The following is a 15,204-nucleotide window of genomic DNA, read 5'->3' as shown; positions in this document are numbered from 1 at the left end:
TCGCGGATGAAGAACACCGGCGTGTTGTTGCCGACCACGTCCCAGTTGCCTTCCTCGGTATAGAACTTGATCGAGAAGCCGCGCACGTCGCGCTCGGCGTCGGCCGCGCCACGCTCGCCGGCGACCGTCGAAAAGCGCATGAACAGCGGCGTTTCCTTGCCGGGCTGCGTGAACACTTTTGCCTTGGTGTACTGCGTGATGTCGTGCGTCACTTTCAAGGTGCCGAAAGCGCCGGAGCCCTTCGCGTGCACGCGGCGTTCGGGAATCACCTCGCGATCGAAGTGGGCGAGCTTTTCGAGCAGCCATACGTCTTGAAGGACAACCGGGCCGCGCGGGCCGGTGGTCATCGAGTTCTGGTTGTCGGCGACGGGCGCGCCGGCGGCGTTCGTGAGAGTGTTGGAAGTCATGGACTGGGGGTCGACGCGAGGTCGAGGAAGCAAGTAGAGGCAGTGCCTGCGTTAGGACTGCAAAAACGCGAGCAGGTCCGCGCTGACCTGACCCGCGTTCACCACGCACATGCCGTGCGAGGCGCCCGCGTAGACCTTCAGCGTGGCGTTCTTCACGATCTTTGCGGAGAGGCGGCCGCCATTGTCGATCGGCACGATCTGGTCGTCGTCGCCGTGCAGGATCAGCGTGGGTACGTCGATCTTCCTGAGGTCTTCCGTGTAGTCCACTTCCGAGGATTCGTGGATGCACTGGTACTGCCCATATACGCTGCCGGCCATGCCCTGGATCACGAACGCGTCGATGGCGCCCTGCGAGACCTGGGCGCCCGGCCGGTTATAGCCGAAGAACGGTGCCGCGAGGTCCTTGTAGAACTGCGCGCGGTTTCCGGCCACGCCTTTGCGGATGCCGTCGAACACGTCGAGCGGCAGGCCATTGGGGTTCGCTTCGGTCTTGATCATGATGGGCGGCACGGCGCCGATCAGCACGGCCTTCGCCACCCGCTTCGTGCCGTGACGGCCGATGTAGTGCGCGACCTCGCCGCCGCCCGTGGAGTGGCCCACGAGCGTGGCTTCGCGCAGGTCGAGCGCATCGAGCAATGCGGCGAGGTCGTCGGCGTAGGTGTCCATGTCGTTGCCCTGGAAGGGCTGGTCCGAGCGGCCGTGGCCGCGGCGGTCGTGTGCGATGACGCGAAAGCCGTGCTGCACGAGGAACAGCATCTGCGCATCCCAGGCGTCCGCATTGAGCGGCCAGCCGTGCGAGAACACGACGGGGCGACCGCTGCCCCAGTCCTTGTAGAAGATTTGCGTGCCGTCTTTCGTGGTGATCGTGCTCATGGTGTTTTCCAGTTTGATGAAATCAATGCAGGTTCAGAATCCTTCCAGCACGATCTTTCCCTGCGCGCGGCCCGCCTCGATCAAGGCATGGGCCCGGCGCAGGTTATCGGCGTCGATCTTGCCGAGGCTCTGCCCAACGGTGCTCTTCAGCAAGCCGTCGTCGACGAGCGCGGCGATGCGCTCAAGAAGCCGATGCTGAAGAATCATGTCCTGCGTTCGGTACATTGACCGCGTGAACATGAATTCCCAATGAAGCGAAATCGACTTGCGTTTTAGCGGCATCGCATCGAGCGTTGCCGGATCGTCGATCAGTGCGAGTTGGCCTTCTGGTTTGAGCAGCTCGACGAGCTGCGGGTAGTAGACGTCGGTATGCGTGAGGCTGATCACGTGGTCGACATGCTCGATACCGAAGTTCCGCAATTGCGGCTGCAACGGCTTGCTGTGGTCGATCACACGATGTGCGCCCAGTTGCGTAACCCAGGCCTGCGTCGCAGGCCGTGATGCGGTACCGATGACCGTGAGCGCGGTCAGCTTCCGAGCGAGTTGCACGAGGATCGAGCCAACGCCACCGCCCGCGCCGATAACGAGCAGGCTCTGGCCCGCGCCGCCGCTTTCGGGAACCTTGAGGCGGTCGAACAGCAACTCCCACGCGGTGATTGCCGTTAGCGGCAAGGCCGCCGCTTGGGCTGCCGACAAGGAGACCGGCCGGCGGCTCGCAATCCGCTCATCCACGAGGCCGTATTCGGCGTAGCTGCCTGGACGCGTGATATCGCCGGCGTACCAGACTTCGTCGCCTACTTCGAACAGTTCGACCTCGGTGCCGACGGCTTCCACCTTACCCACCGCATCCCAGCCAAGGATGCGGGGACCATCCGGCTGCACGCTTGCGCGCAGTTTCGTGTCCACCGGATTCACCGAAATGGCCTGGATTCTCACCAGCAGATCACGGGGTCCGGGCGCGGGAGTCGGGATATCCGCCTCGTAGAGTGCCTGCGGATCGTCGATAGGCAAACCGGCCTGTGCGTAAACAATAGCTTTCAAGAGTCGCTCCTCAAAAAGACCTGTGACGCGGAACGCTCACAGCCCGCGCAGAAATTCGCGGACGTGCGCGACGTACGTGTCTGCATACTGAAACAGCGCGCCGTGCCCGGAATTCGGATAGACGATCAACGTCGCGTTGGGCAGTCCCGCCGCCAGCGCGAAGCTGTTTTGCGTGGGAATCATGCGGTCGTCGTCGCCATTGGTGACGAGAACCGGCTGCGTGATACGGCCGAGTTTTTGATGTACGTCGCCGCTCCAGTTGGCCCAGGCGATCATCGCCTGTAGCTGCGCAGAGGCGACTTCGGGACCGGCCGGTAGATCGCGCTCCGCGCTACGCGCCTCGAGACGATCGACGAACGCCGTGGCCGCCGCCTGACCTTCCGGCGTGGCCGGAAAGAACAGCCGCTTGAGCTTCTCGTTCATTGGCATTTCGCCGTCGGTATAGATGGCGAGCAGTTCGGGACGGTCCATGCCCGCACCTTCGCCGCCTTCGGGAGCACTGCCGGAAATGATGAGGCGGCCGACCAGATCGGGCTTCGCAAGCGCGATCTCCTGTGCGAGGAAACCGCCGAGCGAGAACCCCAGGATGTGGAACTTCGCAAGCGACAGCGCATCGACGAAGTGCAGCACGCGCTCTGCCATCTCGCGAACCGATGCAGGCACATGGCCGCCCGAGCGACCCACGCCGGCATTTTCAAAAAGGATGATTTCGCGGTCTTGCGCCAGGCGGTCAACGACGGCCGGGTCCCAGTTGTCCAGCGTGCCCGTGAAGTGCTGCAGGCAAAGCAGCGGAAGTCCGCCGTCGCGTTTGCCGAAGCGGCGATACGCGTAGCGCACGCCGGCCGCATCGATATAACGCGTCGGTGCGTTGGATGAAGTCATTGCGGTCATGTCTCGATATCCTCGATCAGCGCACGAGGCGCTCCGTTCTCAGGTCTTAGCTCAACTCGATTTCATGCAGGTCGATCGAAACCACGAGCGGCTCCGGCAGTGAATGTCCGTCGGCCGTGCGCGGGTAAATGCGGCGCTTCGTCGGGATGCGGATTCCGGACACCGTTGTGTAGTCGCTGACGTAGTGCGCGCCAGGGGTATTGCCGGCGATCTCGACGTCGTAGTCGAGACGCCTGACGAGATTGTCGGGACCGACATAGATGGCCTGCACCTTGCTGAATACCTCGAGGTCATCCGGGTACTGCACGCGGATCTTGCGCCACGCTTCGTTCTGCTCGTACCAGTCGCCTTCTTCCGAGCATGTCACGCCTTCCCATGCCAGCACGAACGGCGTATTCAGATACGTCCACATCGCGCACCCAGCGAAGAAGGCCAACTGCAACGCGTCCCAAGGTGTCTCCAGCGTGTGTCCCTCAAACGACGCACGGGGACTGCGGCGCTCCTCGATCGCACGTCCCGCCTGGTCCAAGAGAGCGATGCGGTCGCCGGTGAATTCGCTGCGTGCAGCAAGCGTTCCGAACGGGGCATGCGAGGCCCATTGACGGTCGGTAGCCACGGTTACCGTCGTGCTGTCGAGAACGCCGGCCTGACCCTTGAGTCCCCACAGCGCTCCGCCCTGCACGAGACGGGCGCGAACCTGATGAAACTTGCGCCATTGAGCAAGGCCGCCGTGAGCGTCGATGATGGATTGAGCAATAGTGTTCATACGTGGGCTCCACGGTTATTGGAATTCATGACCAGTACGGCGCGAAACCGTACGTCGGCGCGCATCATGCGTTGGTAGGCCGCCTGCGCCTCTTCGAGCGGAAACGTCTCGATCATCGGACGTACGCCCCGCAATCGCGCAAAAGCCAAGGTCTGTTCATTGTCGGAAACAGTCCCGGTAAGCGCACCGACGATCGATCGGCCGCCGAACACCAAGTCGACTGCATTGACACTGATCGGGTCGCCGGGAACTGCGACCACCACGAGCTTGCCCCAAGCGGCGAGGCCCGAGACCGTCGCGGCCATGCCCGCTCCCGTGGGCGCCGTGGCGAGTAGCACCTTTGCGCCGCCCATCCCGCGCAGCGTTGCGGCGACATCTTCGGCTTTGGCATCGATGTAGCGATGGGCGCCCAGTTGGACGGCGAGTTCGGCCTTGTCCGCGCCGCGGGCAATCGCGACCGTATAGAAGCCCATCTTGTTGGCGAACTGGACCGCAAGATGTCCGAGACCGCCCAAGCCGTGAATTGCGACCACGTCGCCTGCGCGTGCGCCGGCATTGCGCAGCGCGTTGAACGTCGTGAGTCCGGCGCAAAGCAGCGGTGCCGCCTCGGCGGCGTCGAGATCGTCCGGCACACGCACGAGACCGCGCGCTCCTGCCAGCATGATTTCCGCGTAGCCGCCGTCGGTCGTCATGCCGGTAATGACGGGGCTTTCGCAGTTCACGACGTCGCCCTGCCGACACGACGGGCAGGTACGATCTTCACCCGCCAGAAAGCCCACGCCGACCCGCTGGCCGATGCGCCATCCTTCGACGCCGGCGCCGAGCGCCTCGATCCGGCCGACGACTTCGTGGCCCGGCACCCGCGGCTCACCGTCTGCGGGCGCTGCACGCTCGACCGTGGCGCTATCGGAGTGGCACACGCCGCAAGCCTCAATGCGAATGCGGACCTGCCCATAGGCGGGCTCCGGGATTGGGCGCTCTACCAGCTCGAGTTGTCCCGGTGCCTTCACTACTGCTGCCCGGTAAGTGGATCGATTCGTCATGGTTCCTCGTTATTCGAAATGGAAATCGGACAGATCGACACCGACGATCAACGGCTCCGGCAGGGCAACGTTTTGCGCTGTGCGCGGATAGATGCGAAAGCGTGTTGGCATCCGAATTCCCTGCACCTCGACGTAGTCGCTCAGGTATCGGGCCGCCGCGTTGCGCCCCTGGATGTCCACCTCGCAGTCGTGCCGCCGCAGCAGTCCGTCGGCGTCGAAATAAAAGGTCTGCACGGCGCTATGTGTCGCAATCCCCGGTGCAAATTCGACGCGAAGACGCCTCCACTGCAAGCCGTCGACCGTCCAGGGTTCGATCTCGCGTGCCTGAACGCCGGTGTGACGAAGGAGGAAGGGCGAAGTCAGATAAGTCCACATCGTGTAGCCCGCGAAATAGGCGAGCTGCGCATCGGACCACGGCGTCTGCATCTGATAGCCTTCGAACGAGCTGCGTGGATCGTCGAGGCGTTCGACCACGCCGGCGTCATCCCGCCGGATTTCGACTCGAGAAGGCGTATAGACGGAGTAGTGGTTCGTCGGCGCAAACGGTCTGTGCGAAACGCATTGCTCATGCAATTGCACCGTTACCCGGCAGTCGGTCAAGACACCCTCTCGTTGCTTAAGGCCCCAAATCACGCCGGTGTGATGCAGTTGCGCCGACACGCTCCGGAAGCTCCTGAAGCGGTCCATCCCGCCCGCCGCATGAACAGCCAAATCAATTAGTTCATCCATCTGCATTCCTTATTGCTTTATGCGGTTCTTCGACCCGGCTAACAAAGATCACCTCAACGGGGCGTCCGGTACGCCCGCAAAAGTCTCTGTATCGATTACCGGGTGTGCAGGCCGACGAACGCCGCGATATGGTTCGCGGCGGCTCGCGGATATTCGTGGTGCGGTCCGTGCCCCGTGCGTGGCAGGGTCACGATATGAAGGGTGGGCAGTTGACCGTTCAGCGCATACCAGTTTTCAACCGGAAAAACGATGTCATGGTCCGCGCCCAGGTGAAGTACCGGAATCGATGTCAACTTTAGTGCGTGGAGTACCGCATCAACTGGAAAGACCGGATTTTTAGGGCCGTCTCCAATCTGCGCTGCGGCCCACTCGACCGGCACGGCGGGGCTCATGTCGCCCGTTCGTTCGGCAAGCCGTCTTGCCGACTGCTCGGCTGCGGCGCGGCTGGCCTGCGAGGTCGGCTCAAAAAACAGCGTGACGAAGTCTTCAAAGTCGTTCTCGCGTTTCGCCAGCGTGTAGAACAGTTGTTCTCCCGCTTTGACGAGCGGCCCCGGCGGCGTGGTCGCAATCAGGACAGCATGAGAAACCAGTTGCGGGGCGCTAGCGAGCACGATCTGTGCTGCCATCCCACCAACCGACCATCCGCCTATGACGACCTTGCCCAGCTTCAGCGCGGCGATCAGGTCGATAGCATCGTTCGCCAGCGATGCAGGGTGATAAGTACGCTCGCCGGTGGATTGCCCGAGACCGCTGTAATCGAAGACAGTAAGCTGAAAGCCCTGCTCGACAAGGCTATCGAGAAACAGCGGGTCCCACGCATCCATGGTGCCGCGAAAGCGCACACACAACACGAGAGGCATGCCGCTACCGAATGTGCGATAGGCGAGGCGCCGTCCTTCGACTTCGGCGAAACGGGTCGTGGCGCTGATGCTGGGAGAAACGCGGGTCGTACGAGCAGTCATCGTCTGGGATCAGGTGTTTGATTGGGGATTTACTGCGCCGACCAGTTGCCGGCGAGGTCATCTCGTGCATCACAGAGTCGTGACTCAGTTCGTCCTGGCGACGCTGAGCACGCAATCCGAAGCTGATCTGTTTAATCAACACGCCGCTTATCACGTACGAGACCTCGTTCCGCTCGCGGCGCGTCAGCACACTGAAGCACTCTCGCAACTGTCTGGGTACCGGTAACAGCGCCCATTCTATTCATGACGAAAACGCGTCGTGGGACGAATTTCCCACCTTTCGTGCCATGCTGCGTGAGGGGTGAATTGCGGGGGGCGCAGACCTGTCGCTTCAGTCTGAGCCAGTCTGGTCGCGCTCGTCCTTGCCCTGGCGTCGCAAGGCTTGCGGCGGCTCGCCGAATGCTCGCAGGAAAGATCGCCGCATGCGTTCGGGATCGGCGAAGCCTGTTTCGCGCGCGATGGTGTCGATGGTCCACGACGAACTGGTCACGAAATCTCGGGCCGTCTCCAGCCTGATGCGCTCCACCGCTTTTGCAGGGGAAAGGCCGGTTTCGTCCTTGAAGCGGCGGGCAAACTGACGCTTGCTCATTTTTGCAACGTCCGCCAGTTTGTCGACGGTGAGGTCCGCTTCAAGGTTGGCACGTATGTGAGTGATGACGTCGTGTATCCGGTTCGTGCGTGCCGGATGCTCGATCAGAACCGACCTTTGCGGCTGCGACCCCGATCGCCGCCATCGCTCAATAACCATGTCCTTTGCGACCTGGACGGCGGCGTCCGGGCCGAGATCGTCCTCCAGCATCGCGAGCGCCATGTCGACGGCCGTGCTCATCCCGGCCGAACTCCACCGTTCGCCGTCCCGTACGAAGATGGCGTCTTTCACGACGGAGACTGCTGGGTAGCGCTCTTTGAATCTGTCGAGGAACGCCCAGTGGGTAGTCGCCCGACGCCCGTCGAGCAGACCGGCCTCCGCGAGCAGGAAAGCACCGAGACATATGGACGCCATCCGCTCTGTGCTCTCGGAAAAGCGAATTAGCAAATCGCGCATTCGGTCGGTGAGCGGCGGAGTGTCCAGTGACGCGCCGACGAATACGGTATGGAACTCCAGCGTCCGGGCCGGTTTCGTTGTGGCGCACATTCCGAACGACGCTTCTACCGGCCCGCCGTCCTCGGAGATGACGCTCACTTCGTATAAAGATCGCCCCGCACGAATATTGGCTATCTCAAACACCGTTAATGTAAGCAGGCTCACCACCTGAAACTGCGGGACGACGACAAGTCCGATGCGACGCATCCGAGGCTCCATAAAGATGGCATTGTGGGGTGCACCAACGATCCCGCGTTAAGTGGGAAGGCTGGCTGGGGCGGCGGATACGACATCCCCGCACGCCGGAGAAGCGATGCTACAGGAACGTCGCAAGCATCGGGAATCAAGGTGCAGCACCTGAGACTCACAATGCCGATACTCCAGATCCGGTACGTCAGGGCAAGTTTGGAGCGAAGTGCGCCGACGCTAGATGCAGTTGCCCACGTTCCTCAACGTTGCGGCTGCGGTGGACATTTGCAGTATGGTGCGTTGGGATCGTCTGGCAAGGGCGCGGAATGGCTCCTCCGCCACTGTTACCTGCCGCTGGATGCTTGACGACCCGACCGTCGGTAATGGATCGAATTGAGACGGCTGGTCCGCGTGTTCCCAGGGGTGCTCGACTTGCGCCGCAGCATTTTGCGGGCGCATCAACCGACAAATGCGGATACCCTTAAAATGCAGGCTCGGCTTCCTTTCATGGAATTGAGAATATGCCGGTCGTCAGAATTGCTTGCAAGGAGAATGATCCGAACTCAGCCATGGCGGCAGCTGCCGTCATGGCTCGGACGCTGGGCATGCTGTCCCAGCCCGTCGCCAAGCCGTCAGCGATAGGTAGCCGGCCAGAAAAGACCCAGCCCAAGAATCCCAACGAGCTGACGATCAAGCAGCATGTTTTTCCCGTGCGCTGCATAGAGCCCTTTGTTGGTCAGCGCCGCCAAGTGGCAGTGTTCGACATGCTCAGGGGCAAGCATCGCCATGCGAAGCCCGATGACCATATTTTCTGTGCGATGCGCGCTTGGGATCAGCCAACCGAGATGCACATGAAGCATATCGAGGACAGTTTCCAGGCGGTCGTGCGGCCGATCCTTCACGGCAAGGTCAACTCGATCGCCTCCTCGCAGAAGCGCCACATCGATAGCATGTTCGCACTTTGGTACATGCGGACCCGCTACCGGCGGCTCGACGCGCAGGAAGTCCAGTTGGGTGGAATTGAGGGCAACGAGCTAACTCTGGCCGAGGAGGAAAGCCTCGAGAAGAACGGTTACCTGTTCGCGCGCGCGGGAGGAAAAATGCCGGCCCGACAACTCAACGGCGTGCAGTTGCACAAGCGTATGGCCGACTATGCGCGCGACCTTGCCGCCGTCGACGGATGGGCGTCATTCACGCGCAGAGTGGGGAGTTTAGCCGCCTGAAAGCATTGTTCAATCCCTTCTTGCTAAATGGCGCACCATCCCTGTTGAGGAAGAGCACCGTCTGGCCGGTATTCGCGTTGCCGGACGCTCTGCGTGCCCGTTCCCCAAACCGGACATACTGGTGCAACTCCATCATCATCTGCCACGAGACATAGACCGTTCTGGGCCTGTCGTACTTGAGTTCCATGTGCTCGGGCCGCAGGTCGAGGCGAATGCGATCACGTCGGTTCAGCCGAGCTGGATTGAAAACGTAGTTCCGCGGGAACGATCGGCATTCCTCGTTGCGTAGCCCAGCCTGAAGCATCAAGGCCGTCATCAGGCGGACCGCGTGCGACATTGGCGCTCGAATCAAGTGCTTGCACTGATCCAACGAAAGTAACTTCGGCGGCTCCGTGTACGTGCGCAGCTTCAGATCGTTCGAGTTTGCGTATTGGGCGCCGGCGCGAGTGTGTCGCATGAAATCTGCCGGCCGCTGCACGGCAAGCCGATCCTCCTCCATCCACGGCAAAGCGGGAATCAGCTGGCGACTCTCTGCCCAACGGTAAAACGCGATCAGGCAGGTAAGCCGTTGATTGATCGTGCTGCGCTTCAATGCGCGACCGCTATCTCCAACTACGGTCGCACCGAGTGACCAATTCCGGTACATGGCAAGCGCTGATGGCTTCCCAGGGAGAGGGTTGGACTGGCAGCCTTGCTGCCAGTCCAACCCTCTAACCTCCAACCACGCGAAGAAATCGTTCAGAGCTTCGCCGTGGTTCCTCCAGGTTTGGGGGCTTCGGGTTCGACCGCGATGGACAGCGAGATAGAGCAAGTAACCATTGGCCGGCTCGACCGGTTCCATGTGCTGATCAACAAGGAACGGCATATCCAGAACAGGTGATCCAGCTATAGAGAAATTCTCGTCTGTGAAGAGCAATCGCACCTGAAGCAACACCTGAAATCTGGTGTTTGTAAGAGTAACATAACCATGGTTACCCTTCGAGGAATCGAATAAACAAGCCGTGATACGCTTGAAAAAGACCCTCACCAAATCTCTCTCTGAATACGTCATTAACCGATCCCATTCAGAGGGGCGCATGGCACAAGCTGCAACACTTCGACCGGCTCAAATCCGGCATCTACTCGCCGTCACGTCTGCAACATCGCGCCATCCCGAGCGCGATTGCCTCGTTCTCCTGCTAGGCATTACGTGCGGAATGCGTGTCAGCGAAATAGCTCAAATTGAGGTTCAAGACGTGCTGTTCCCTTCGGGCGCGATCCGTTCAGAGGTCAGTCTTCGGGCCGCGATAACGAAGGGCTGTCGGCAGCGATGCGTCTACCTCACGCATCCGAAAACGGTTTCGGCGTTGGAGTGCTATTTGAGCCATCGCATTGCGCGCAGCATCGGGACCGAGTTAACCGCAGAGCGTTATCGCGGACTCTCGCCGTCAACTTGCCTGATCCTTGCTGGCAAGGGTCGCAAGTTTGCGATGAACACCAAGCGGCGCATCAATGAGGCCGGGGAGCAGGTTGATTACTCTGCGTGTGACAGCCTTCAATCCCACGTCACAAAGCTCTACAAGGATGCGGGGATACGCGGTGGATCATCCCATTCTGGGCGGCGCTCGTTTGCCAGTAACCTGGTTGCGCAGGGGCACGATATCGAGACTGTGCAGTTGCTACTAGGCCATGCCGAACTCGACCACGTTTTGCCCTATCTGGCCGTGTCCGATAAAAGGCTGCGACAGATGTTTTGCGAGGTGTTATGAGAGTCATCCGACCCAGCGTGGCCGTCGAGACGGGCGACGCAAAACGTAATAACATTGTCTTTACTTCTGCCCCGCTATGGTCTAACATTGTTCTTACTTTGGAGGTTTCATGAAAACGACGATTCGCAGGATGGGGAACTCGCAGGGCGTGCTAATTCCCAAGCCGGTCCTTGCGCAACTCGGGCTGGAGAGCGAAGTGGAGATGGAAGTCGAGAACGACGCGATTGTCCTGCGCCGTCCGAAGCACAAACCCCGTGAGGGCTGGGCGGAAGCAAGCAAGGCGCTGGCCGAGAGTGGCGGCGATGCGCTGGTCATGGGCGAGTTTTCGAATGCCGATGACGCGGAGCTGACGTGGTGACGCGCGGGGAAGTCTGGTTGGTTGCACTCGATCCGACCCTCGGTAGTGAGATTCAAAAGACGCGCCCGTGTGTCGTCGTTTCGCCTCCCGAAATGCACGATCACTTGCGCACGGTCGTCGTCGCGCCGATGACTTCCAAGGGGCGTCCTGCGCCGTTTCGGATTCCCGTGACGTTCAAGCGCAAACAGGGCTTGATCCTTCTGGATCAGATTCGCGCAGTAGACAAGGTGCGCCTCGTTAAGAAAGAGGGCGCAGTGGCCGATAAGACGTTGTTGGACACCCTGCGAACCTTGCAGGAAGTCTTTGCAGAATAGGGAAAATATGAACGAAAGCACAATGACGCAGCGGCAGACGTTGGAGAACGCCGCCAAGACGATGGGCCTGCCCCTCATCTGGTCAGCAGAAGATGATGACCTTTCGCCGCGCGAGAACGGATCGAGGCTCGTGTTTAATCCGCACCTCAGCGACGCCGTGGCCTATCGACTGCCTGTTGCAAACAACATCATCCTCAGCTTCGCGGGTGGTCCGCCCTCGTTTGCAATTGCCGATTTGGGGAATCTTCGCCGGGTCGAAAACATTGCCGACCATGCCGACAAGGGAGCCGCAGGCCGTGCTGCAATCCTTTGGGTTGCAGCGGAACGTGGCAAATCGATTCTGGTTTGATCGATCGGAAAATCGCAAAACTGGTAAATGGCGAAAGCTCAAAAGCGACCTCTGACAGTGGACTGCCAAAATTGCCGTCGCTCACTATCTGTGGCGGAGTATTCCTGTGATGAGCCACGCGAGGAATTCGACCGCGCGATGATTCACAGACGCTACGACGACCTGCTCGCCGGAACTGCAACTCAGTGCAGCACGTGCGGTCACTACGCCGTTTTTTCGCACCCCTCCGAACGTGTTCTTGCGGACCGATAGGAAAACGGGATGCCTACACTGCTGGAATGTTTGCGGTCATTGCGAAGTGATTTACTAATGCGGAATCTCGCGGCTGTGTGCGATACGGATGCGACGGTCGAGCAGCATATATCCCGGTTGTCGCAAGATGAGGATGGGTATGAAGTTAGGCACGAGCCTCGCAATTACGGCCGGAGCACGACAATCGCCGTGGGTCTGATTGGCGGCCCGGCGGTGTTTCGCGAATTGAAATAGGAAAATCGGAAAACAGAAAAAAGGGGCCGCAATGAGGCTGAATGGCTGGGTCAGGCTTTGGATTGTAGGGGCGCTAGTTTGGGTCGCATTCGTTGGTTATCTTGCCTATGAGCCCGTGGCATCGCTGTACGGTAAAAGAATCTACGATGCACGAAGGAAGGCCTTGGAACGAGTTCTTTCGTTTTTTCAGCAGCCCAACCCGAATCCGAAGCAAGGAGCTATCTGGCAGGTACGCTGATTCCGAAGTCGAGAGCGACCCAAACAGATACGTCGGGAAGACTGACCGAGCACCATACGAGGAGTATGTGCGTGAACGCTGGCCCGCATTGATCTTGAAGTACCTCGAAATCGCGCTCGTTCCTGTCGCGCTAGTGCTCGTGCTGGGGTGGGCAGTCAAGTGGATTCGACGTGGTTTTGAGCGACAGTCGAAAACCGGATAAGGCAAGGAAAATTCGCCGCAACGCGCAGCACAGGAGAACGAAGAGCACCCGCGCCAGCCGCCGGAACCGGATCGATAACCCGCTTCAATGTAGTATCAACGAGCTAAAGACAATGAAGAAACTCACCGATGAACAGTTAGCCAAAGGGCGCAAACGGTTCCTCGACGGTCATCCTGAAATAAAGCGCAAAATTGATGCGCTAACTCGGGCCGAAGCTGATGCCTTGGGTGTCAGCCTGGAACTCCTTCGCGAAAGCGAGACGATGCGAGAGCTTCGCGAGGTGGCCCTGGCAAAGGGGGTCGATTCAACGGAACTGTTCTGGAGCTGTATCGCTGACACCGCCGAAGAGTTGCGATCGATGCTGGAACGCCGTGATGCCGCCCTCAAACAAAGCTTGGGCATTTGAGATCGGAAAATTCGCCGGCGCGGCAGGCACTAGTAAGTGGAGTCGGGAATGGACGTATTGTTTGCTGCGCTGGAGACAGTAAAGAAGGCAGTGCCCGCAGTTGTGCAGCGGCATCGGGAAGCTGGCGTGCTGACATGGGCGCTACTCCATAGGATCGAATCCGAAAGCCTCGCGGAAGCTTCAGGGACCGGCAAGCACAGCTCGCAGATTTTGAATATGCTTCGCGCACCAGAGGCATTAGATTATCCCAAAGACGAGCGTCCTGTTTCGTTCGAGGGCCATGACTTCGTGCCGCCGGTGTTGGGAGCGATTGACGAAGCTTGGCGCCGCGTCAACTGACCAAGGAAAATTGCAAACCGCTAACGAACACCAACCTACCACGCGAGGTATAAGATGGACAGTTCAAAATATAACCGCGTGATCGCGATGCAATGTCCGACATGCGCTGGAACCCACTTCTCATTTGAAGGCGCTTCTGAGGACGATTCGGCGATGGCCACGTGTGCTTCATGTGGTCGGAGCATTACTCGTGCCGAATTGCGCGAGGAAAATCGTGAAAAACATTGAGGCACACATCAACGAAATAGGTAAACAAGCGGCTCAAGATCTCAGCGACGAGTTGAGGAAGACGCTAAAGAATGCATTTAAAGGTAACAAAAGCATCACCATCAAATAGGTTTTCTTTCAATGCTCCTTGATCTGAGCGGTTATGCCGCAATACTCGCACTTGTGCTGTCCTGCTATTCGACATGGAAAATGCTGCAGTTCAACAGGAAGCAAGAGAAATTGATCGGGAGCCAGCGACAGCTGAATGATTTGCTCACGGACAAAGAGGCGACGGAACGGGCCGAGGCAAAACGGGCCAATCCCGGTGCTGCTTTCTTGAGAGTAGGAAGTGGCAACTATCGACTCAAGATCTATAACCAAGGTCCCGCTGTCGCTCGAAACGTCTCGATCTCTTTTCCAGAGGGAAATGAGCTGGTTTCGCAGAGAGATGTCGATGGAAAATTTCCTTTGCAAACCTTGGAAAAGTATCAGTCTGTCGAGCTTATCGCCTCGGTTCACATGAACAGTCCATCAAAGTTGACGGTTCGAATCGACTGGACTGACGGTGATGGTGAAAGCAGGACCAAGACGGTTCATCCTACCCGGTGATATGTCAAACCACGGCGAACCATCGGAAAACGGGAAGAAGACATGCATGCTGGACGGGATGAGCCAACGATCGCGATAAACGGCGAGATTCTCAGCGAGACCGCAGCGATGACCGTCCGTGTCGCGCTCGAATCGTTCGCGGCCATGCTTGCGGAACCTGACGCCTTGGGCACGGCAGACAACGCGAAGGACTTGGTGGAGTTCTACAAGACGCAATTGGCGAAAATCCAGTTGTTGATCTATGACTGATTCAAGAGACGGAAAACTGATCACGTGAAACCCGTGAGCTGGACGATCAGGGTTGAACACGCGGACCTTCAATCGCACACCTTCGCATTGCAAGCGAAAGATGGTTGTTTCCTATCAGCGAACACGAAACTTGCTGGCTACGATAAGGCGGTCACGCTTACATCTGAGGCTTTGGCTGAGCGGTTTCGAGCGGCAATCTTGGGTGTAATGAAAAAGCGACATGGCGAGGACGTTGAGTTGATAGTTGAGCCGGGAGGTCAAAGAAAGTCTGCTGACGATGAACTTGTCAACGCGAGAATTTCGCAAGGTGTGTTCGCTCCGAACAAACGTCCAGCGCTATGAATATTCATCTACGGAAAATAGGAAATCTGCGCGAGGCCGCGGGGAAGCGCCGGAGAGGGTTGACGGCTTTCGGCACCAACGCGGGCTTTACCCGTTTCCGCACTGGAGGATTCCGTGATTGTTCCAAAACTGGCAGGACGGGCAGTCCC

General features: G+C 59.2%; 20 protein-coding genes. 10 read left to right on the top strand and 10 right to left on the bottom strand.

Features of this window, described 5'->3' with window-relative positions; all coding sequences use genetic code 11:
* From BTH42_RS32785 to BTH42_RS32745, 9 genes are all read right to left on the bottom strand, one after another.
* A partial coding sequence (locus tag BTH42_RS32785; protein ID WP_143752302.1) for a catalase occupies positions 1–407 on the bottom strand: 407 nt, incomplete at its 3' end.
* A gap of 51 nt (positions 408–458) precedes the next feature.
* Positions 459–1,280 (bottom strand): alpha/beta fold hydrolase, encoded by an 822-nt coding sequence (locus tag BTH42_RS32780; protein ID WP_075305317.1) that lies wholly within the window; start codon positions 1,278–1,280, stop codon positions 459–461.
* 33 nt (positions 1,281–1,313) lie between these two features.
* Positions 1,314–2,321, bottom strand: a complete 1,008-nt coding sequence (locus BTH42_RS32775; protein WP_075305316.1) for a zinc-binding alcohol dehydrogenase family protein — start codon at positions 2,319–2,321, stop codon at positions 1,314–1,316.
* A gap of 36 nt (positions 2,322–2,357) precedes the next feature.
* Positions 2,358–3,212, bottom strand: coding sequence for an alpha/beta fold hydrolase (locus tag BTH42_RS32770; RefSeq protein ID WP_075305315.1), 855 nt, complete (start codon positions 3,210–3,212; stop codon positions 2,358–2,360).
* A 46-nt stretch (positions 3,213–3,258) separates the two neighbouring features.
* Positions 3,259–3,978 (bottom strand): hypothetical protein, encoded by a 720-nt coding sequence (locus BTH42_RS32765; protein ID WP_075305314.1) that lies wholly within the window; start codon positions 3,976–3,978, stop codon positions 3,259–3,261.
* On the bottom strand, positions 3,975–5,021 hold the full coding sequence (locus tag BTH42_RS32760) for an alcohol dehydrogenase (protein ID WP_075305313.1): 1,047 nt from the start codon (positions 5,019–5,021) through the stop codon (positions 3,975–3,977). Before BTH42_RS32760 ends, BTH42_RS32765 begins: the two co-directional genes overlap by 4 nt.
* A 9-nt stretch (positions 5,022–5,030) precedes the next feature.
* Complete coding sequence (locus tag BTH42_RS32755; protein ID WP_075305312.1) at positions 5,031–5,750, bottom strand: hypothetical protein; 720 nt, start codon at positions 5,748–5,750, stop codon at positions 5,031–5,033.
* Positions 5,751–5,845: 95 nt separating this feature from the next.
* Positions 5,846–6,712 carry an alpha/beta fold hydrolase gene (locus BTH42_RS32750; RefSeq protein WP_075305311.1) on the bottom strand — a complete coding sequence of 289 codons (867 nt, stop codon included), beginning with the start codon at positions 6,710–6,712 and terminating at the stop codon, positions 5,846–5,848.
* Positions 6,713–7,043: 331 nt separating this feature from the next.
* Positions 7,044–8,003, bottom strand: coding sequence for a GlxA family transcriptional regulator (locus BTH42_RS32745; protein WP_075305310.1), 960 nt, complete (start codon positions 8,001–8,003; stop codon positions 7,044–7,046).
* 503 nt (positions 8,004–8,506) lie between these two features.
* Here BTH42_RS32745 and BTH42_RS32740 point away from each other — a divergent pair.
* Complete coding sequence (locus BTH42_RS32740; protein ID WP_075305309.1) at positions 8,507–9,208, top strand: hypothetical protein; 702 nt, start codon at positions 8,507–8,509, stop codon at positions 9,206–9,208.
* Here the strand turns inward: BTH42_RS32740 and BTH42_RS35230 are convergent.
* On the bottom strand, positions 9,177–9,800 hold the full coding sequence (locus tag BTH42_RS35230; RefSeq protein WP_143752301.1) for a hypothetical protein: 624 nt from the start codon (positions 9,798–9,800) through the stop codon (positions 9,177–9,179). The genes BTH42_RS32740 and BTH42_RS35230 overlap by 32 nt on opposite strands.
* Positions 9,801–10,284: 484 nt before the next feature.
* Between BTH42_RS35230 and BTH42_RS32730 the strand changes: the two genes are divergently transcribed.
* The 9 genes from BTH42_RS32730 (at position 10,285) to BTH42_RS35225 (ending at position 15,055) form a co-directional block, all read left to right on the top strand.
* Positions 10,285–10,956: a site-specific integrase gene (locus BTH42_RS32730; RefSeq protein WP_075305307.1), complete on the top strand. Its 672-nt coding sequence runs from the start codon at positions 10,285–10,287 to the stop codon at positions 10,954–10,956.
* A gap of 109 nt (positions 10,957–11,065) precedes the next feature.
* A complete protein-coding gene (locus BTH42_RS32725) occupies positions 11,066–11,314 on the top strand; it encodes an AbrB/MazE/SpoVT family DNA-binding domain-containing protein (RefSeq protein ID WP_075305306.1) in 249 nt (82 codons plus the stop codon).
* On the top strand, positions 11,308–11,628 hold the full coding sequence (locus BTH42_RS32720; RefSeq protein WP_075305305.1) for a type II toxin-antitoxin system PemK/MazF family toxin: 321 nt from the start codon (positions 11,308–11,310) through the stop codon (positions 11,626–11,628). The genes BTH42_RS32725 and BTH42_RS32720 overlap by 7 nt, the downstream gene beginning before the upstream one ends.
* 7 nt (positions 11,629–11,635) lie before the next feature.
* A complete protein-coding gene (locus tag BTH42_RS32715) occupies positions 11,636–11,977 on the top strand; it encodes a hypothetical protein (RefSeq protein ID WP_256702491.1) in 342 nt (113 codons plus the stop codon).
* A gap of 1,038 nt (positions 11,978–13,015) precedes the next feature.
* Complete coding sequence (locus tag BTH42_RS32705; RefSeq protein WP_075305302.1) at positions 13,016–13,309, top strand: DUF6388 family protein; 294 nt, start codon at positions 13,016–13,018, stop codon at positions 13,307–13,309.
* A 48-nt stretch (positions 13,310–13,357) separates the two neighbouring features.
* Entirely contained in the window at positions 13,358–13,648 is a 291-nt protein-coding gene (locus tag BTH42_RS32700) for a DUF2471 family protein (protein ID WP_075305301.1), read from the top strand.
* Positions 13,649–13,996: 348 nt separating this feature from the next.
* Entirely contained in the window at positions 13,997–14,464 is a 468-nt protein-coding gene (locus tag BTH42_RS32690; protein ID WP_075305300.1) for a hypothetical protein, read from the top strand.
* A 42-nt stretch (positions 14,465–14,506) separates the two neighbouring features.
* A complete protein-coding gene (locus BTH42_RS32685) occupies positions 14,507–14,713 on the top strand; it encodes a hypothetical protein (protein ID WP_075305299.1) in 207 nt (68 codons plus the stop codon).
* 33 nt (positions 14,714–14,746) lie between these two features.
* On the top strand, positions 14,747–15,055 hold the full coding sequence (locus BTH42_RS35225; RefSeq protein ID WP_143752300.1) for a hypothetical protein: 309 nt from the start codon (positions 14,747–14,749) through the stop codon (positions 15,053–15,055).
* Positions 15,056–15,204 lie beyond the last annotated feature (149 nt).

The organism is Burkholderia sp. SRS-W-2-2016 (genome assembly GCF_001931485.1).
GTDB lineage: Bacteria > Pseudomonadota > Gammaproteobacteria > Burkholderiales > Burkholderiaceae > Paraburkholderia.
This window is presented reverse-complemented; position numbering and strand designations above follow the sequence as displayed.